Origin of the sequence: Sphingomonas sp. dw_22 (assembly GCF_018449795.1) — a bacterium.
Taxonomy (GTDB): domain Bacteria; phylum Pseudomonadota; class Alphaproteobacteria; order Sphingomonadales; family Sphingomonadaceae; genus Sphingomonas.
Genome location: NZ_JAAVVE010000026.1, coordinates 23,225 through 41,835, shown reverse-complemented (window position 1 = coordinate 41,835; position 18,611 = coordinate 23,225). Strand labels below are relative to the sequence as shown.

Genomic DNA, 18,611 nt, shown 5'->3' with positions numbered 1-18,611 from the left:
TAAGAAATACACCGAAAGGGAACACCAAAATGCGCACCAAGCTTTTTGCCGGCGTGGCCTTTGCCACGCTGATGATTCCGGCGAGCGCCTTCGCGCAGTCGACTGGCTCGACCGACTTCGAGGACCAGGGCGAGATCGTCGTCACCGGCAGCACCGCGAACGATCAGGTCGCCGGCATCCGCATTCCGGACTCGCCCAAGGCGAAGGTCGTGCTCACGCAGGAGCTGATCGAGCGCCAGACCGCCGGCCAGTCGATCAACCAGACCCTCAACATGGTGCCGGGCGTCAGCTTCACCAATAACGATCCCTGGGGTTCGAGCGGCGGCAACTTCACGATCCGCGGCTTCGACTCGAGCCGAATCTCGCAGACCTTCGACGGTATCCCGCTGAACGACTCGGGCAACTATGCGGTCTACACGAACCAGCAGATCGACTCGGAACTGATCGACAACGTCAACGTCAACCTCGGCTCGACCGACGTCGACAGCCCGACCGCTTCGGCCGTGGGCGGCACCGTCAACATCAACTCGCTCACGCCGAGCAAGGAATTCGGCGCGATGCTGGTCGGCAGTTACGGCAACATCATCGCTCCGGGCGCGGGCGATCGTCCGATGTTCCGCGCGTTCGGTCTGGTCAACACCGGCGACCTCACCGGCCATGGCACCACCGCCTGGATCTCGGCCTCCAGCCTGCAGAACGAGTCGTCGTTCGCCAGCTATGGCAAGATCCGCAAGTCGCAGTACAACGCCAAGATCCGCCAGGAAATCGGCAGCAACGGCGACTTCGTTTCGCTGGCGATGCACTACAACGTCAACCGCAACAACTTCGGCGGCTCGCCGCTGACCGTCGCGACCGTGGCGCTCGATAACAAGCGCGCGCGTTTCTACGATGTCAGCGATGGCATCTGCACCATCAATACCAGCGCGGTCGCTGGCACCGTCGATGCGCCGAACAGCTGCGGCAGCTCGTTCGAACGCCGCTACAATCCGTCGAACACCGGCAATATCCGCCTGAACTCGCGCTTCACGCTGGCGCAGGGCCTGATCTTCTCGGTCGATGCGGCCTATCAGACGGTCAAGGCGAATGGCGGCGGCACGAGCATCGCCTATGAGGGCCTCGGTCCGAACGGCACCACCGGCGTGTTCTTCACCACGCTTTCGCAATTCAACAGCCGCGCGGCGGCCTATTATTTCGCCGGCCGTGACCTGAACGGCGACGGTGATGCGCTTGACGGCATTCGCGTGGTGACCCCGAGCCAGACCAAGACCAACCGCTACACTGCGGTTGCCAACCTGGCCTATGACCTGAACGAGAACAACCGCGTCCGCCTGTCGTACACCTTCGACCGTGCGCGTCACCGCCAGACCGGCGAAGCCGGCCTGCTGCAGCTGAACGGCGAGCCGTTCGACGTCTTCCCGGTCAACGATCCGCTGCTCGACGTGAACGGTGACGCGCTCCAGAAGCGCAACCGCAAGTCGGTCGCGATGCTGAACCAGGTCGCCGGCGAATATCGCGGCAAGTTCCTGAACGACCAGCTGACCGTTCTGCTCGGCGGTCGCGTGCCGTTCTTCCAGCGCGACTTGAACAACTTCTGCTTCACGACCGATACGAGCGGCAACGTGAACTGCGCCAATGCGAACGCCGCGGCCTATGCGGCGGCGAATCCCTACACGGTTGCCGCCAACGGCAGGCCGTCGGGCGCCGCTGCTCCGCAGAGCCGTACCTACAACTACAACAAGTTCCTGCCGAACGTCGGCGCGACCTACCACCTGACGCCGGAAATCAGCCTGGCGGCGAACTGGGCGAAGAACATCTCGGTGCCGGGCACCGATACGCTCTACAACTCGCTCTACATCCCGGCGAGCAACCCGGCCGCGAAGCCCACTCCGGAAACCTCGGACAGCTTCGATCTCGGCCTGCGCTATACCTCGAACAAGGTGCAGGCGAGCGTCGCGCCGTGGTACTCGACCTATCACAACCGCCTGGTCTCGGCGTTCAACGACGATTGCCAGTGCTCGGTCGATACCAACCTGGGCAATGTGAAGAAGTGGGGCGTTGACGGCAGCATCGCGTACCAGCCGATCGAGCCGATCTCGCTTTACGCGTTCGGTTCGTACATCGGTTCGAAGATCGAGGATCAGGTCGCTGGTCTGGCCGCTGGCCAGAGCACCGAAGGCAAGCGTGAGCGCAACGTCCCCGAGTTCATGTATGGTGGCCGTATCCAGGGCTCGATCGCCGGCTTCGACCTCGGCGTGCAGGCCAAGCGCACGACCTCGCGCTTCCTGAACGACATCAACACGATCAAGATCCCCGGCTACACGGTCGTCGACCTCGACGTCCGCTACAGCCTGGTCAACATGGGCTTCAAGAACACCTATCTGCAGCTCAACGTGACCAACCTGTTCGATAAGTTCTACATCGGTTCGTTCTCGGGTGGTCTCACCACCGCGGCTTCGACCAATGCGAACTTCGGCGCTCCGCGCGCCATCCAGGGTACGCTGTCGGTCGGCTTCTAAGCCCGCAGCCTCCCTCGGGAACAACGAAGCCGCCGTCCCAGCAATGGGGCGGCGGTTTTCGTTTGTCCGGATGGGCTTCAGCGCCGGATTTGCCGTTGCCGAGCCCCAGATGATAGAGGCCGCCATGTGACGACAGCAGTAAATCCTGCCGAAAGGCGCATGCCGGAAACGAACAAACAGCCGGGACTCTTCTCCCGGCCGTTCTTCGAGGACAAGAGCCGCGCCTTCTGGATGCTCCAGGCGGCGGGGTGGAGCGGCTATCTGCTGCTGCGCACCGTCTCGTCGATCTCGAACGGCCTGTCGGTCGAAGGCATCATCAAGTCGATCATCGAGGCGATCGTCGGCTATTGCCTGACGCTGCTGCTCTCCTCGCTCTACGGCTATTACCGCCGGCTGCCGCGCATCCCCAGCGTGATCCTGACGCTCGGCACGCTGGTCGCGGCGGCGCTGGTCTACGCGGTGCTGGAGGCATTCACCTTCTCCTTCACCGCCGCCGAGCCGGGAATCACGCTTACCCGCGTGCTCGGCTACACCTTCCTCACCTTCACCGTGCTCGCGGGCTGGTCGGCGCTCTATTTCGGGATCAACTTCTACCTGATCGTCGAGCAGCAGATCGATCAGATGCAGATCCTGGAGAGCCAGGCGTCCAGCGCCCAGCTCGCGATGCTGCGCTATCAGCTCAATCCGCATTTCCTGTTCAACACGCTCAATTCGATCTCGACGCTGGTGCTGCTCAAGCAGACCGAGCGGGCGAACATCATGCTCTCGCGCCTGTCGTCCTTTTTGCGCTATACGCTGGCGAACGAACCCACCGCCCATGTCACGCTGGCGCAGGAGGTCGAGACGCTGAAGCTTTATCTCGAGATCGAGAAGATGCGCTTCGATGAGCGGCTGCGCACCCATTTCGACGTCGATCCGCGCTGCGCCAAGGCCCGGCTGCCCTCGCTGCTGCTCCAGCCCCTGGTCGAAAACGCGATCAAATATGCCGTCACGCCCCAGGAAGAGGGCGCCGATATCACCGTTTCCGCTCGGCTCGCCGGAGAACGGGTTCACATCGCCGTATCCGACACCGGACCCGGCTTGATCGAAACGCGGCAGCGGCCGACCCTTTCAACTGGCGTGGGGCTCGCCAATATCAGGGAACGACTGGCGCAGGCTTTCGGGCCTGACCATCGATTCGAAACGCGCACGGACCTTGGGAAAGGGTTCAGCGTTGAGATCGAGATACCGTTCCAGCTTGAGGAACCGAACCGAGAGGCCGCATGACCATCCGTACCATCCTCGTCGACGACGAACCCCTGGCGATCCAGGGGCTGGAGCTCCGCCTTCAGGAGCATGAGGATGTCGAAATAATCGACAAATGCTCCAACGGCCGAGAAGCCATCCGATCCATCAAGACCCACAAACCCGATCTCGTATTCCTCGACATCCAGATGCCCGGCTTCGACGGCTTCTCGGTCGTCCAGGGCCTGATGGAAGTCGAACCGCCGCTGTTCGTCTTCGTCACCGCCTATAGCGACCATGCCATCCGCGCCTTCGAGGCGCAGGCGATGGATTACCTGATGAAGCCGGTCGAACCCGCCCGGCTCGCCGACACGCTCGATCGGGTGCGCCAGCGCCTGACCGAGAAGCGCGGCGTCGAGGAAGTCGAGAAGCTGAAGGAAGTCCTTGCCGAGGTCGCCCCCGACGCGGTCGAGGAAATCGCCGACGGCAATCCCGAGCATGCCGCCAACCGCTTCGAGAAGCTCATCAACATCAAGGATCGAGGCCAGATCTTCCGCGTCGATGTCGATACGATCGAGCGGATCGACGCGGCCGGCGATTACATGTGCATCTATACCGGCGACAACACGCTGATCCTGCGCGAGACGATGAAGGATCTGGAGAAGCGCCTCGATCCGCGCCGTTTCCAGCGCGTCCATCGCTCGACGATCGTCAATCTCGACCTCGTCCGACAGGTGAAGCCGCACACCAACGGCGAATGCTTCCTGGTGCTCAATTCGGGCGCGTCGGTGAAGGTCAGCCGGTCCTATCGCGACGTCGTGGCGCGCTTCGTCCATTGATCGCGGCGCTGCTCGCGCCATTGGCCCCGGTCGCCAAGACCGGGGCCTTCACGCCCGAGCAGTTCGCCACGAATATAGCTGACAGGCTACCGAACGCGGCGACGGCATGATCCGCTTCGAGACGATCGATGCGATGGGCAGCTTCACTTGCCGCCGCGTCGATGCTAACATGGCCGAGGTCGAGTAGCGCCGGCCCGGCCCCGGCGGCAAGCCGCAAAGCCATACGACGCTTCTCCGCCGCTTCAGATAAAACGATATTTCGTCTCGCCGATCGGGCGGCCGGCGCGTTCCGGTCTTGCCCCGGAATCCTTACCCTTCTAGAACAATAGAGGAACAAGGGGAAAGTTTCATGCCCGCAAAATTCGATAGCTTCGCCGCGCTGCATGTCGCCGGCGATCCGGTGATCCTGTTCAACGTCTGGGACGCGGGCAGCGCCGCCGTCGCCGAAAGGGCGGGGGCGAAGGCGATCGCCACCGGCAGCGCCTCGGTCGCCACCGCGCATGGCGTGGAGGATGCGGAGGGGCTGGCGCTCGATCTTGCACTCGCCAATGCCGCGCGCGTGGTGGCGAGCACGGCGCTGCCCGTCTCGATCGATTTCGAGGGCGCCTATGCGGTGCACCCGGAGCGCGCCGCGTCCAACGTCGCCCGGCTCGCGGCGACCGGCGCCATCGGCTGCAATTTCGAGGACCAGATCGTCGGCAGCGATCCCCGCACGATGCACGGCGTGGAGGATCAGGCCGCGCGCATCGCCGCGATCCGCTGGGAGACCGGCCCCGCCTTCTTCCTCAACGCCCGCACCGACATCTTCCTGATCGCCTCGCCCGAAACGCATGACGACGCCATGGCGGACGCCGCGATCGAACGCGGCCATGCCTATGCCGAAGCCGGTGCGAGCGGCTTCTTCGTCCCCGGCCTGGCCGATCTCCGCCTGCTCGAGCGGATCTGCAAGGCGGTGCCGCTGCCGGTCAATTTCATGGCCTTTCCCGGCGCGCCCTCGGCCCGCGATGTCGCTGCGGCCGGCGTCGCCCGGATCAGCCACGGCCCCTTCCCGCACCTGCTGGCGCTCAAGGCGTTCGAGGATGCGGCGCGGACGGTCTTTACGGAATAGATCGGCATTCACACGGGAGGGAGGCCACCCCCCCTCACCCCGGCCGAAGTGCCGGGGTCCACTCCTCCGCGAGCGAGCCCCTCTAAGCTGTGAGCGGCTCTCCCAGCCGCACGGTGGACCCCGGCACTTCGGCCGGGGTGACGGAAGGAAAGATTGGCAGTGCGCGTCGGCCCTGAATACCGATCCGACCTAAAGCCGGTTCAGCCCTCGGCGCCGGCCTCGTCCGCCGCGGCTTCGCCCTCGGCCGGCCGCTCGAACCACGCCTCGACCGGGCCGATCAGCTTGATCGTCAGCGGATTGCCCTTGCGGTCCACCTTGTTGCCCAGCGCGGCGCGGATCCAGCCCTCGGAGATGCAATATTCCTCCACGTCGCGGCGCTGGATGCCCTTGAAGCGGATGCCGATGCCGCGCTCCAGCAGCTCGCGCTGGAAATAGGGGCTGTTCTGATTGACCGAGAGCCGGTCGGGAGGAGTGTCGCTCATGGAGCGCGCCCTTAGCCGCTATCGGGGTACGGGTTCAAGATAACGGTGGAGCGCGGAGACGACGACCGAGCCCTCGCCCACCCCCGACGCCACGCGCTTGACCGATCCCGAGCGGACATCGCCCACCGCGAACACGCCCGGCCGCGACGAGCAGAAGAAGGTCTCGCCGCTCCCGGTCTTCACGAAGCCGGCGGGATCGAGCTCCAGGCAATTCTCCAGCCAGTCGGTATTGGGCTGCGCGCCGATCATCACGAACAGCGCCCCCACTTCGTGCCGCTGCGTCTCGCCGGATTCGCGATGGGTCCAGCGGAGCGCGCGCAGATGGGTATCGCCCTCCAGCTCGGTCACTTCGCTGAAGGGATGGAGCGTGATCCGCTCCGAAGCCTCGATCCGCTCGATCAGATAGCTCGACATCGTCGCCGCCAGCCCCGGTCCGCGCACCAGCATATGGACATGCCCCGCGGTGCGCGCGAGGTAGATCGCCGCCTGCCCCGCCGAATTGCCGCCGCCGATCACCACTGCCGGCTGCTCGGCGCAGATCCCCGCCTCCATCGCCGTCGCGGCATAATAGATGCCATTGCCTTCCAGCTCGGCATAGAGCGGCAGATCGAGCTTGCGATAGCGGGCGCCGGTGGCGACCACCACCGTCCGCGCCTGGAGCGAGGCGCCGTCGTCGAGATGGATGCGGAACGGCCGCCCCTCGCATTCGATGCCCCTGGCCGATCGCGAGATCAGCAGCCGCGCCCCGAATTTCTGCGCCTGGACCTGCGCGCGACCGGACAGCGCCTGGCCCGAAATGCCGGTGGGGAAGCCCAGATAATTCTCGATGCGCGAGCTCGTCCCCGCCTGACCGCCCGGCGCCACCGCCTCGATCACGATCGTATCGAGCCCTTCGGACGCGGCATAGACGGCGGCGGCCAGCCCCGCCGGCCCCGCTCCCACCACGGCGACGTCATGGACATGGTCCGGGTCGAGCGCAGTGGTGAGCCCCACCGCATCGGCAAGCTGGGCGTTGCTCGGATTGCGCAGCACGCGCCCCTCGACCACCACGACGGGCAGGTCGCCCTCGGCAAGCGCGAGGCATTCCATGAAGCCCGCTGCATCGTCATCCGCCTCGGTATCGACGCGGCGATGGGGCAGGCCGTTGCGCGTGAGGAAGGTCTCGATCCGCCCGGTATCGGCGGCATGCGCGGGTCCGACCAGCGCGACGCCGGCCTCGCCATGCCGGATCATGCCGACGCGGCGCAGGATGAAGGCGCGCATCACGATCTCGCCGATATCGGGCTCGGCGGCCATCATCCGGCGAAAGGCGGGACGCTCCACCCGCGCGACGCGGGTACCGGGCAGCGCACGGCCGCTCACCAGCACCTTGCGGTCGTTGAACAGGTCGAGCTCGCCCGCGAACTGGCGCGGGGCATGGACATGGACGATGCGCTCCTGCCCTTCGATGTCGCGGTCGAGGATCTCGATGCCGCCCTCCAGGCACAGGAAGAAATCGACGCTCCGGTCGCCGGCGCGGAACAGGGTAGCGCCTTCGGGAAAGACTTCCTCGCTGCCGAACGACGCGACGCGCGCGCTCATCTCCTCCGACAGCGCCGGAAAGGTCTGCCCCTCGCGGGCATAGGGATCGGCGGGATCGAGCCGGTCTGGCGAATCTGCGGTGGCCATGCTGCCACTCTACCCCAGCTTGCGGCCAAAGCGACTAGTCCAAAGGGGTGACACAGGGCTTACCCGCGCCACCCCCGAATGGATCAGCAATAGCGGACGAGTACCCGGCGACCCTCATAGGGATCCCACACCCGGCGCACGCCGCAGCGCTCATAGCCGCGATAATGCCGGTAATTCTGGCGATACCAATATCCATCGCGCGGATAATAGCCGCGCTCACGATAATAGCGGCGGTCATAGTCGTAGCGGCGGTCGCTGGCGAGCGCCGCGCCGATCGCCAGGCCGGCAATGCCCGCCACGATCGCGGTGCCGCCATCGCCGCGGTGGCGATAATGGCGATAGCGCTGCGCTTCGGCGGCCGGGGCGACGGCAGTCAGGACGGTGGCGCCGAGGACGGTGCCGAACACTGCCTTCTTGACGAAACTTGTCACGATCTTTTCCTCCTCGAATTCCTGGCACCGGACCCGTCCACATTCTGCGAGTCGAGGCGCTGTATGGGAAGGGCTAACGCATCGTGGCTGAACTGGTTCGGAATCGGGTGTTCAGCCGCGGTTTAGGCGGTTAACGGACGGCCATGGCCTATTGGATCCTCCGCTCCGAACCCGATGCCTATGGCTGGGACGATCTCGTCCGCGACGGCGCCACCGAATGGAACGGCGTGCGCAACTATACCGCGCGCAATTTCCTCAAGGAGATGCAGCCCGGCGACCAGGCGCTCTTCTACCATTCGAACACCGAAAAGGCCGCGGTGGGCATCATGGAGATTACCCGCGCCTGGCAGCCCGACGGCGACGACGGCAAATGGGCGAGCGTCGCGGTGAAGCCGGTGCGCAAGCTCGCCAGGCCGGTGCCGCTGGCGGACATCAAGTCCGAGCCGCGCCTCGCCGCGCTGGAGATGCTCCGCCAGTCGCGCCTCTCGGTCACGCCGGTCCGCGCCGAGGAATGGGCCGTGCTGCTGGAGATGGGCGGCTAGCCGAGAAAGGGCGCCGCCACCTCGGCCGGCACCCGCATCAGCCGCCCGGTCGCGCGCTCGATCAGCGCCCAGGTCGTCTTCGCCTCGACGCGCACCTTCCCGTCGCCGCCCAGGAACCGCATATGCCGGTCGAACCGCGCCCCGCGCGGCGGCTCCGCCACCCAGGTCTCCGCCGTCACCGTCTCGCCTTCGGAGACATTGCCGCGATAATCGATCTCGTGCCGGGTCACGACCCAGATATAGGCGTCCTGATGCGCGGGCGGCGCGATCGCCGACCAGTGCGCCACCGCCACGTCCTGGATCCACTTCACCCACACCGCATTGTTGACATGCCCCAGCACGTCGATGTCTCCGGGTCCGGCGGTGATGCTGGTGGTGTAGCGCGCCATTGGCTTGTCCTAGCTTAACCAGCTTTCGAAGCGCAGCGTTCATTCGCCTGTGCGACAAGCGCTGCCATGATTCCCCGCAACCCCAGCAAGATCTTCCGCAGCCGCTGGTCGGCCCTGCTCTGGGCGGCCGGGGTGATCTTCACGGCGGTGACCACCATCGGCTTCGGCAGCGCCAAGCCGGAGGCCAAGCCCGAATCGGCGCTGACCGACGTGACGGGCACCGAGGTCAGCAACGCCGACCTCGCCGTGCTCCGCAACTTCATCGGCAACTAGCGGATCACGGTGCAGGCGATCGGCGGCGCATCGGGCGCGCCGAACGTCATCGTGTCGCCCTTGCCGCTGAACGCATAGCCGCCCCCGGCATAGCGAACGCCCGTGCTCGTCCCCTGCCGCTTCAGCACACGCGGCCCGCCCTTGGCCGGCTCGACCGTCACTTGCCGGCTGTCCGGATCGAAGCGCGCGGTGAGCCTGGTGCCGTCCATGCAGCGATAGCGCGCCACCGAGCGATTGTCCTCCACCTCGGGCGAAGGCTCCGGGCCGGGCCTCGCGACGAGATCGGCCGAGCGGATCCGCCATTGCCTCTGTTCGGCCGTGGCTCCGTCGATGTCGCCGACACGATGCAGCGTCACGCTGCCGAGCTGGTTGAACGGCCGCCCGTCCTGCATCCGGCCATAGGCCTGGACCGGCACGCTCACATAGCGCTGCCCCGCGCCCGCATCGATCGCCCCCGGCGCGCCGATATTGGCGTGATATTCCGAATAGCGCGCAAAGCTCGCCGCGAACGCCGCCGGGCTCATGCCCGAAGCCTTGCCGCCATTATCCCAAAGCGCCCAGGCCTGGCGATATTTGCCCGCCTCGATCAGCGCATAATAGGTCTGGACGACATTGGCCGCCCCTTGCGCGCTTTCCTCGGTGAACGGCGCCTCGCTCACCGGCGTCATGTCGTTGGCGAGCCCGCCCGGCTCGCCCGGGGCGGGAGGAGCGAGCGGCGCCTGCACGTTCGCCGCGACAATATCGTCGATATCGGCCGAGGCGTTGGCGGGCTCGACGGCGTTGTCGGCGGGCTGGGGCGTGCACGCGGCGAGCGCGCAGGCGGCAAGGGTCAGGGTCAGGCGCATCCGGTCCTCGTTCGTTCGGCAGCGAAACGAACGCTGCACCCGATGCGCCTGTTCCTCAATCCTCCAGCGGACGATTCCCGACAAAGCCGAGCCGCTCGATCCCGGCGCGCTTCACCGCCGCCAGCACCGCATCGAAGCGCTCGTAGCGCGCCTCGGGATCGGTCTGCATATGGAGCACGCCCTTCGGATCGGCGCGCAGCGCAGCGAGCGCGCCGGGCAGCGCCGCGTCGCCGATCGGCGCCCCGTCCCAATAAAGCGCCCCGCCGCGATCGATCGCGAGCTTGTGCGGCGTCTCGGGAGCGGACGCCGTGCCATCCCGCGGCAAGTCGATCGGCACCTTGTGGCGCATCACCGGGACGCTCAGGATCATCACGATCAGCAGCACCAGCATCACGTCGATGAACGGCGTCACGTTGATCGTGCTGAAGGGAACGGGTTCGGGAATGCGGGCAGTCCGGGCCATGGCACCTCTCCTCGTGATGATGATGTAACATATCACCCTTATTCCGGGAGGGAAGCCCCGATCGGCGACCGCTCAGCCGCTCAGCAATTCTCGTATTTCCAGTTGCGGCGCTTGCCCTCGCGCATCCAGGCGACCGCCTCCTCGACGCGCTTCGCCCTGGTCTCGGGCCGCTTCGCCTCGGCGATCCACTCGCAATATTCGCGGCGGCAGCTCGGCGGAAAGCCGGTGAAGGTCACCGCCGCCGCCGCATCGCGCGCCAATGCCTCGGCCAGCTCGGCAGGCACTTCGGCCTCGGGCTTGGGCGCGCGGGCGGGACGGGCAGACTTCACCCCCGCATCGAGCAACGCCGCGGCCTCGCGAATCTGCGCCTCCATCTCGGCGTCGGTGGGCAGGTCGGCGAGCGATACGATGCGGCCGAACTGGCCCATCGCCTCGCCTTCCTTGCCGGTCGCCAGGTGCTGCCGGTTCCAGAAGCCGAAGCTCGCATGCGCCTTGAACGCCGCCATATTGGCCAGCGGCCGGCCCTTGTAGCTGAAGAAGGGCATGCTCCATTTGATGCCCTCCTGCGCCTCGGGCACCGCGGCATGCACACAGGCGCGCAGCCATTCGAGGATCGGCCGCGCGAATTCGGCGCGGCTCCCGATATAGGCATCGACGCGGGGATCGGTGGGCACAGGGCGCTCCTCTCAGAACGCCCCATGCTTCGTCACGCATCCCGCCGCGTCAAGCGTCAGGGTTCCAGCGCATCCTTGTCGGCGTCGTCGAGGTCGTCATCATCCTCGGCTTCGTCATCGTCTTCGTCGAACTCGTCCTGGACCTCGTCCTCGTCCTGGTCGGATTCGGCCTGCTCGGCATCGTCATCCTCTTCGCCGAGCTCGTCGTCCTCCATCAGGAGGTCGTCCTCGTCCTCATCCGAATCGTCGCCCAGATCGGGCGAGATATCGGTCAGGAGATTGCCGTCGGTCGGGCCGTCGCCGGTGACCTCCAGGATCTCGGCGCGCTGGCTCTCGTCATAGCCTTCCTCGTCGAAACCGTCGTCGCCCGGGCCTTGTCCGGGAACCTGATAGCCGCCCATCGCCGATCCTTCCGCATCGCCCGCCGGGAATCGCCGGGCTTCCAGAAGCGCGAACGGCAAGCGGCCCGACTCGTTCCACTCAGGTCGGCCGGAACAGCCTTCCGCGCTCCGCGATCGCCACTACCACGAAAGCTGTGACACCCATGAGTAGGAAACCCCCGTAAAGCGGCACGGTGGTGCCGTCGAACGACTGGCCGACCACGGCGCCGATCAGCGCGCCACCCAGCGTGGTGACGAAGCCCTGGAGGCTGGAGGCGGTGCCGGCGATCTCGCCCATCTTCTCCATCGCCATGGCCGAGAAATTGGAGGTCGCCAGGCCGAAACAGCCCATCATCAGCGCCTGGAGCAGCACGAAGCTCCACAGCGCCTCGAGTCCCGCCAGCGTCACGGCAAGATGGATTCCCGCGATCACCACCAGCGCGACCAGCGCCGTGTGCGAGATGCGCCGCGTGCCCAGGTGCATCACGATCCGCGAATTGAGGAACGATCCCACCGCCATCGTGCTCGCCACCATCGCGAAGACGAGCGTCAGTAGCTCGGGCCGGTGGAACACCACGTCCATCACCTGCTGCACCGATCCGATGAAGCCGAACATCGCGCCCGAAAGCAGCGTGATCGCAAGCGTGTAGCCCACCGCCGCCCGGTCGCGCAGCATCAGCCCGTAATCGCCGAGGATCCGCTCGGGCCGCAGCGATTGCCGCGCGTCCGCCGCCAGCGTCTCGGGCATGCGCCAGGCGAACCACAGCGCGACGATCGCCGCCGCGCCCGCCACGCCCCAGAATATCATCCGCCACGATCCGCCTGCCCAGAGCACCGCCTGGCCGAAGGTCGGCGCGAAGATCGGCGCGGCCATGAACACCATGAACGCCAGGCTCATCACCCGCGCCATCGCCCGGCCGGAGAAACAGTCGCGCACCAGCGCCACCGTCACCACCCGCGCGCCCGCCGCCGCCGCACCCATCGCGGCGCGCGCGATCAGCAGCAGCTCGAAGCTGCCCGAAACCGCCGCGACGCCGCTCGTCACGACATAGGAGACCAGCGCCACGCACAGCACCGGCCGCCGCCCGAACCGGTCCGACAGCGGGCCATAGGCAAGCTGCGCCACCGCGAAGCCGATCAGATAGGCGGTGATGACGAACTGGCGGTGATTGGGCAGGTCCACGTCCAGGCTCGCGCCGATCGCGGGCAGTGCGGGGAGCATCGAATCGATGCCGAGCGCGGTCAGCGCCATCATCGCCGCTACCAGCGTGACGAACTCGCCGAACGCCAGCGGCGCGCGATTTGCGGATGCAGTCGAGAGATGTGGCTCTTCCATTGCCGGCGCAGATGGCCGATCAAGGGCGCCGCGTCACCCCCTTGGTTGATGCGGATCGCCAATATCTGTTTCGGAGACTTGGATGTCGCGTCTCGTGTTCCTGCCGCTTGCCCTCTCCTTCGCGCTCGCCGCCTGTAATGGCGGATCGGGCACCAGCATCTCGATCAATTCGAAGGACGAGGACGGCAATGCCAGCGTCTCGACCGATGCGAACGGCCAGGTCGAGATCAAGGCGCCGGGCTTCTCCGGCTCGATCCGCCTGCCCAAGATCCATATCGATGCCGAGGATTTCGAAATGAACGGCGTCAAGCTCTATCCGGGCTCGACGATCGACGATTTCCGCGCCGATGCCGAGGACAAGGGCGGCAATGACGACAAGGGCAAGGTCAGCATCGCCTTCCGCAGCCCGGCTTCGCCGGTCACGGTACGCGACTGGTTCCGCGACAACATGACCAAGGAGGGCTTCAAGGTGGAGACGCGCGGCAACGGGCTGGCGGGCACCACCGACGACGGCCAGCCCTTCACGGTCCAGCTCGGCGCGGACGGCGAGGGGAAATCCAGGGGACGGATGGAAGTCGGCAAGTAAGAAAGCTCCTCCCCGTACCGGGGAGGAGCGGAAGCGAAATCGCTGGCAAAGTAGGATTTGGCCTGCAATTCCCTGCCGGCTCTTCGTTGACGCCCCGGATAGTCGCTCATCGTCGAGTCTCGAAAGCTGCGAAATTCGGGGAGGAAGGGTTTTTCGCAATACTGGTGTCAACCGTGTCAACCGCAACCGATCGCCTGCGGCCGCTTGTTCGACATGGGGCCGCGGGTCTAACGGGGAATATTCCTCGGAGACTCATATGTTAGACGCTCTCGCCCAGGTTCCGATCGTCTCGCTCGCGGACCAGCAATCCGATCCCGAAGGCTTTGCCCGGGCTTTCGGCGAATCCTTTCAGCGCTTCGGCTTCGCGGTGGTGCGCGATCACGGCGTGCCGCAGGAACTGATCGACCGCGCCTGGACGACCGCCAGGGCCTTCTTCGACCTGCCCGAGGCGGAGAAGCGCGGCTATTTCGTCGAGGGCGGCGGCGGCGCGCGCGGCTATACGCCGTTCAAGACCGAGATCGCCAAGGGCGCGCACTATGTCGACCTGAAGGAATTCTGGCATGTCGGCCGCCAGCTCGCGCAGGGCCATCGCTTCGAGGCGGACATGCCCGCCAATATCTGGCCCGAGCGTCCCGAAGGCTTCCGCGATACCTTCCTGGAGCTGTTCCAGGCGTTCGACACTGCCGGCGACAAGCTGCTCTCCGCGATCGCGCGCTATCTCGGGCTGGCCCCGGACTGGTTCGATCCGGCAGTGAAGGACGGCAATTCGGTGCTCCGCCTGCTCCATTATCCGCCGGTCGATGCCGATGCCCCCGAGGTCCGTGCCGGCGCGCATGAGGACATCAACCTCATCACCCTGCTCCTCGGCGCCGAGGAAGCGGGCCTGGAACTGCTCGACCGCGACGGCAAGTGGCTGCCGGTCAAGCCGCCCGAGGGGGCGATGGTGGTGAATGTCGGCGACATGCTCCAGCGCCTCACCAACCATGTCCTGCCCTCGACCACGCACCGCGTCGTCAATCCGCCGCCCGAGCGGCGCGGCAATTCGCGCTATTCGATGCCCTTCTTCCTGCATCCTGCGCCGGATTTCCTGATTCAGACGCTGCCCTCCACGATCACCGCGGACAATCCCAACCGCTATCCCGATCCGATCACCGCGCATGATTACCTGCACGAGCGGCTAGTCGAGATCGGGCTCATCAAGAAGTAAGTCCGTCGATCGAAATTCTATCGTCACCCTGAACTTGTTTCAGGGTCCAATGTGCAGCAAGGGCCGATGTCGCGGCGCCTGCCGCACGCTGGATACTGAAACAAGTTCAATGAGGACCGAATGACCGAACCGCTTCGCGTAGCATTGGCTGGCCTTGGCACCGTGGGCGGCGGCGTGATCCGCGTGCTCGATGCGAACGGCGAGCTGATCGCGCGGCGTGCCGGCCGGCCGATCGAGATCGTCGCGGTCTCGGCGCGCGACCGCACCAAGGATCGCGGCGTCGATCTCTCCCGCTTCGACTGGGTGGACGATCCCGCCGAGCTCGCGCGCCATTCGAAGGCCGATGTGGTGGTCGAGCTGATCGGCGGATCGGACGGCCCCGCGCTCGCCCTCGCCCGCTCGACCCTCGCAGCCGGCAAGGGCTTCGTCACCGCCAACAAGGCGATGATCGCGCATCACGGGCTGGAGCTGGCCCGGGCGGCCGAGGCGGCACAGGTGGCGCTCAAGTTCGAGGCCGCCGTCGCGGGCGGCGTGCCCGTCATCAAGGGCCTGCGTGAAGGCGCCGCGGCGAACGTGATCGCTCGCGTCTACGGCATCCTCAACGGCACCTGCAATTTCATCCTGTCGAAGATGGAGGCCGAGGGCCGCGACTTCGCCGACATCCTCGAGGAAGCCCAGCGCCTGGGCTATGCCGAAGCCGATCCCAGCTTCGACATCGACGGGATCGACGCGGCACACAAGCTCTCGATCCTCGCCAGCCTCGCCTTCGGCACCCAGCCCGCGTTCGACGACCTCAAGGCCGCCGGCATCCGCCACGTCATCGCGGCCGACATCGCCGAGGCGGCGGCGCTCGGCTATCGCGTCCGCCTGCTCGGCGTCGCCGATGCGGGGCCGCACGGGCTGTTCCAGCGCGTCCACCCGCATCTCGTGCCGGTCAGCCATCCGCTCGCCCATGTCATCGGATCGACCAACGCCGTCGTCGCCGAGGGCAATTTCGTCGGCCGGCTGCTGTTCCAGGGCGCCGGCGCCGGCGATGGGCCGACCGCGAGCGCCGTGGTCGCCGACCTGATCGACATCGCCCGCGGCGAGTTCGGCCCGCCCTATGCGATGCCCGCCGATGCGCTCGCCGCCCAGCCCGCCGCCGACAGCGGCGAGCGCCTGGGCCGCGCCTATGTCCGCTTCACCGTGGTCGACAAGGTCGGCGTGCTGGCCGAGATCGCCGCGGCGATGCGCGATGCCGGCGTCTCGATCGAGAGCCTGATCCAGCGTGGCGTGATGCCCGACGGCAGCGTCCTCGTCGTGATCGTCACCCATGAAGGCCCCGAGCGCAGCGTCGCCCAGGCGCTGGAGAAGCTGCGCGGCTCGTCCAGCCTGGCCGGCGAGCCGATGTGGATGCACATCCTGGCGGACTAGGTTCGTTACGGCGCTAACGGACGGTATGCGGTGGAGGCGTGCGTGCCGCCGCCGCCGTCTACGGTGACGCCCACGCCCACCGAGCCGCATTTGGCCATGAACGCCCCCTTGCCGCACGCCACGAAGCCTGCCGCATCGGGGCTGAGCAATGTCTTCAGCCGCTCGCCCGAAGCCTCGCGCCCCGCGCTGTTCGTCACCAGCGGCACGCGATAGCGATCCGCATCGCGCCGGGCGCATACGACGATCTCGTTGTCGTCCACGGTGCGGGTGCACGGCACGTCGGCCCGGCTCTTCTCGCGATATTCCCGAATCGCGCTGTCCAGCGAAGCATCCTGGACAAGCAGCAGAAGCACCGGCAGCAGCATGGGCTCGTCCCCGATCGTGAGTTTCAACCCGTTAGCGCAACGATGTGGCGAAAATGGGAAAGACATGACAACGTTAGCATGGTCGACAGGGGCGGGCTCGCCGCTTATCGCCGCGACAAAATCATAGAGGCTTTCCACACATGCAGCAGACCGCCAGCCACATGCTCGATCGCGTCCTCGTGCTCGAGATGGTGCGTGTGACCGAAGCCGCGGCGATCGCCGCCTCCACGCTGGTCGGGCGCGGCGACGAGAAGGCGGCGGACCATGCCGCGGTCGAAGCGATGCGCGATGCGCTCAACAAGCTCTGGCTCGACGGGACCGTGGTGATCGGCGAGGGCGAGCGCGACGAGGCGCCGATGCTGTTCATCGGCGAGAAGGTCGGCGCCGCGCAGGGCAAGGGGCCGAAGATCGATATCGCCCTCGATCCGCTCGAAGGCACGACGATCACCGCCAAGGCCGGCCCGAACGCGCTGGCGGTGCTTGCGGTGGCAGAGGAGGGCTGCCTGCTCAACGCCCCCGACGTCTATATGGACAAGATCGCGGTCGGCCCCGGCTATCCCGAAGGCGTGATCGACCTGAACCGGTCGGCGACCGAGAACGTGCATGCGATCGCCGCCGCCAAGGGCGTCGAGCCGCACGAGATCATCGCCTGCGTGCTCGATCGCCCGCGCCACGAGGCGCTGATCGCCGAGCTGCGCGCGATCGGCTGCGGCGTGATGCTGATCGGCGACGGCGACGTCGCCGGCGTGATCGCGACGACCGATCCCGACACGACGATCGACGTGTATATGGGCTCGGGCGGCGCGCCGGAGGGCGTGCTGGCCTGTGCGGCGCTGCGCTGCGTCGGCGGCCAGTTCAAGGGCCGGCTGGTGTTCCGCAACGACGATGAGCGCGCCCGCGCCCGCAAATGGGGCATCGAGGATCTCGACAAGATCTATGACCTGACCGAGCTCGCCAAGGGCGACTGCATCTTCGCCGCGACCGGCGTGACCGACGGCTCGCTGCTCCAGGGCGTCAAGCGGGTGAAGGGCAAGATGACCACCGAAAGCGTGGTGATGCGCGCCAGCTCGGGCACGGTGCGCTGGGTGAAGGGCGAGCACCGGATCGGCTGATGCTGCTGCCCGCGCTGCTCCTCGCGGTGGCGCTGGGTGCATGCGCGCATTTCGTCCGGCACGACGCGAGGGTCTTCGCGCGGTTCAAGGCCATCGCCGATACCCGGACGCGCCAGCGCGTCTTCCTGCGCTGGACGGTCAAGGCGCTGGCCTATTTTCTCGGCATGCCGCTGGTCGGGCTAGCCCTGCTTGGGCGGATCGATGCGCTCTGGACCTTCCCGGCCGAGTTCGCCCCGGCCGCCGCCGACATGCCCGAGGTCGGCGACATGTCGGCGAGCTTCGTCGGCGCGCTCATCGGCGCGGTGCTGGCGGGCGGCGCGATCGGCGGGGTGCTGGCGGCGCGGCGGCGCGGGCCCGCCCGGCCGCCCAAGGCGCTCGACATCGACGCGATGATCCCCCACAACCCCGCCGAGGCGCTGCGCGTCGCGCTGCTCGGCGCCAATGCCGCAGTGACCGAGGAAGTCTGTTTCCGGCTCTACCTCCCGCTGCTGTTCGCGCTGCTGGGCGCGGCTCCCTGGATCGCCTTCGCCGCGACCGCGCTGATCTTCGGGGCGATGCACCGCTATCAGGGCTGGCTGGGCGTGGTGCTCACCACGCTGCTCGGCGGCATGTTCGCCTTCGCCTATCTCGCCTCGGGCGGTCTGGCGCTGCCGATCCTGCTGCATCTGCTGCTCAACCTGAACGGACTGATCCTGCGCCCCGCCGCCAAGGCGCTGGCCATGCGCCGAGCCGATTGACAGCCGGCGCGAGGCCCATTC

Annotated in this window: 21 protein-coding genes; 11 read left to right on the top strand and 10 right to left on the bottom strand. The window is 66.7% G+C overall.

Annotation, left to right across the window (positions count from 1 at the left end; translation table 11 throughout):
• The first annotated feature begins 29 nt into the window (after positions 1–29).
• From HB724_RS12575 to HB724_RS12560, 4 genes are all read left to right on the top strand, one after another.
• Positions 30–2,516 (top strand): TonB-dependent receptor, encoded by a 2,487-nt coding sequence (locus HB724_RS12575; protein ID WP_213981287.1) that lies wholly within the window; start codon positions 30–32, stop codon positions 2,514–2,516.
• Positions 2,517–2,675: 159 nt separating this feature from the next.
• Positions 2,676–3,782, top strand: coding sequence for a histidine kinase (locus tag HB724_RS12570; protein WP_213981286.1), 1,107 nt, complete (start codon positions 2,676–2,678; stop codon positions 3,780–3,782).
• Positions 3,779–4,579, top strand: coding sequence for a response regulator (locus HB724_RS12565; protein ID WP_213981285.1), 801 nt, complete (start codon positions 3,779–3,781; stop codon positions 4,577–4,579). Before HB724_RS12570 ends, HB724_RS12565 begins: the two co-directional genes overlap by 4 nt.
• Before the next feature lie 349 nt (positions 4,580–4,928).
• Entirely contained in the window at positions 4,929–5,687 is a 759-nt protein-coding gene (locus HB724_RS12560; protein ID WP_213981284.1) for an isocitrate lyase/phosphoenolpyruvate mutase family protein, read from the top strand.
• A 200-nt stretch (positions 5,688–5,887) separates the two neighbouring features.
• Here HB724_RS12560 and HB724_RS12555 read toward each other — a convergent pair whose 3' ends face one another.
• The 3 genes from HB724_RS12555 to HB724_RS12545 form a co-directional block, all read right to left on the bottom strand.
• Complete coding sequence (locus HB724_RS12555; RefSeq protein ID WP_213981283.1) at positions 5,888–6,169, bottom strand: DUF3297 family protein; 282 nt, start codon at positions 6,167–6,169, stop codon at positions 5,888–5,890.
• Positions 6,170–6,187: 18 nt separating this feature from the next.
• Positions 6,188–7,837 carry an FAD-dependent oxidoreductase gene (locus HB724_RS12550; protein ID WP_213981282.1) on the bottom strand — a complete coding sequence of 550 codons (1,650 nt, stop codon included), beginning with the start codon at positions 7,835–7,837 and terminating at the stop codon, positions 6,188–6,190.
• 83 nt (positions 7,838–7,920) lie between these two features.
• Positions 7,921–8,268, bottom strand: a complete 348-nt coding sequence (locus HB724_RS12545; protein ID WP_213981281.1) for a hypothetical protein — start codon at positions 8,266–8,268, stop codon at positions 7,921–7,923.
• Positions 8,269–8,411: 143 nt separating this feature from the next.
• Here HB724_RS12545 and HB724_RS12540 point away from each other — a divergent pair, with 143 nt between their 5' ends.
• Positions 8,412–8,810 (top strand): EVE domain-containing protein, encoded by a 399-nt coding sequence (locus HB724_RS12540; protein WP_213981280.1) that lies wholly within the window; start codon positions 8,412–8,414, stop codon positions 8,808–8,810.
• On the opposite strand, the gene HB724_RS12535 is transcribed toward HB724_RS12540, so the two are convergent.
• Positions 8,807–9,199 carry an acyl-CoA thioesterase gene (locus HB724_RS12535; RefSeq protein ID WP_213981279.1) on the bottom strand — a complete coding sequence of 131 codons (393 nt, stop codon included), beginning with the start codon at positions 9,197–9,199 and terminating at the stop codon, positions 8,807–8,809. The two genes, HB724_RS12540 and HB724_RS12535, sit on opposite strands and share 4 nt — an antisense overlap.
• Positions 9,200–9,265: 66 nt before the next feature.
• On the opposite strand from HB724_RS12535, the gene HB724_RS12530 reads away from it, so the two are divergent.
• On the top strand, positions 9,266–9,472 hold the full coding sequence (locus HB724_RS12530) for a hypothetical protein (RefSeq protein ID WP_213981278.1): 207 nt from the start codon (positions 9,266–9,268) through the stop codon (positions 9,470–9,472).
• On the opposite strand, the gene HB724_RS12525 is transcribed toward HB724_RS12530, so the two are convergent.
• From HB724_RS12525 to HB724_RS12505, 5 genes are all read right to left on the bottom strand, one after another.
• Positions 9,469–10,317, bottom strand: a complete 849-nt coding sequence (locus HB724_RS12525) for an MliC family protein (RefSeq protein WP_256731489.1) — start codon at positions 10,315–10,317, stop codon at positions 9,469–9,471. The genes HB724_RS12530 and HB724_RS12525 overlap by 4 nt on opposite strands.
• Before the next feature lie 55 nt (positions 10,318–10,372).
• Complete coding sequence (locus HB724_RS12520; protein WP_213981277.1) at positions 10,373–10,780, bottom strand: biopolymer transporter ExbD; 408 nt, start codon at positions 10,778–10,780, stop codon at positions 10,373–10,375.
• Positions 10,781–10,860: 80 nt separating this feature from the next.
• A complete protein-coding gene (locus HB724_RS12515) occupies positions 10,861–11,454 on the bottom strand; it encodes a YdeI/OmpD-associated family protein (RefSeq protein ID WP_213981276.1) in 594 nt (197 codons plus the stop codon).
• 56 nt (positions 11,455–11,510) lie between these two features.
• Positions 11,511–11,855: a DNA primase gene (locus HB724_RS12510; RefSeq protein ID WP_213981305.1), complete on the bottom strand. Its 345-nt coding sequence runs from the start codon at positions 11,853–11,855 to the stop codon at positions 11,511–11,513.
• 79 nt (positions 11,856–11,934) lie between these two features.
• Complete coding sequence (locus HB724_RS12505) at positions 11,935–13,170, bottom strand: multidrug effflux MFS transporter (protein WP_213981275.1); 1,236 nt, start codon at positions 13,168–13,170, stop codon at positions 11,935–11,937.
• Positions 13,171–13,252: 82 nt separating this feature from the next.
• On the opposite strand from HB724_RS12505, the gene HB724_RS12500 reads away from it, so the two are divergent.
• From HB724_RS12500 to HB724_RS12490, 3 genes are all read left to right on the top strand, one after another.
• Complete coding sequence (locus tag HB724_RS12500; RefSeq protein ID WP_213981274.1) at positions 13,253–13,756, top strand: hypothetical protein; 504 nt, start codon at positions 13,253–13,255, stop codon at positions 13,754–13,756.
• A 256-nt stretch (positions 13,757–14,012) separates the two neighbouring features.
• Positions 14,013–14,963 carry a 2-oxoglutarate and iron-dependent oxygenase domain-containing protein gene (locus tag HB724_RS12495; RefSeq protein ID WP_213981273.1) on the top strand — a complete coding sequence of 317 codons (951 nt, stop codon included), beginning with the start codon at positions 14,013–14,015 and terminating at the stop codon, positions 14,961–14,963.
• 120 nt (positions 14,964–15,083) lie between these two features.
• Complete coding sequence (locus HB724_RS12490) at positions 15,084–16,376, top strand: homoserine dehydrogenase (RefSeq protein ID WP_213981272.1); 1,293 nt, start codon at positions 15,084–15,086, stop codon at positions 16,374–16,376.
• Positions 16,377–16,381: 5 nt separating this feature from the next.
• On the opposite strand, the gene HB724_RS12485 is transcribed toward HB724_RS12490, so the two are convergent.
• Positions 16,382–16,741 carry a hypothetical protein gene (locus HB724_RS12485; RefSeq protein ID WP_256731488.1) on the bottom strand — a complete coding sequence of 120 codons (360 nt, stop codon included), beginning with the start codon at positions 16,739–16,741 and terminating at the stop codon, positions 16,382–16,384.
• 140 nt (positions 16,742–16,881) lie between these two features.
• Between HB724_RS12485 and glpX the strand changes: the two genes are divergently transcribed.
• Both glpX and HB724_RS12475 read left to right on the top strand, forming a co-directional pair.
• The gene (gene glpX / locus HB724_RS12480) at positions 16,882–17,853 is read left to right on the top strand and encodes a class II fructose-bisphosphatase (protein ID WP_213981271.1); all 972 of its coding nucleotides are present in this window, start codon (positions 16,882–16,884) and stop codon (positions 17,851–17,853) included.
• A complete protein-coding gene (locus HB724_RS12475) occupies positions 17,853–18,590 on the top strand; it encodes a CPBP family intramembrane glutamic endopeptidase (RefSeq protein WP_213981270.1) in 738 nt (245 codons plus the stop codon). The genes glpX and HB724_RS12475 overlap by 1 nt, the downstream gene beginning before the upstream one ends.
• Positions 18,591–18,611: the final 21 nt, after the last annotated feature.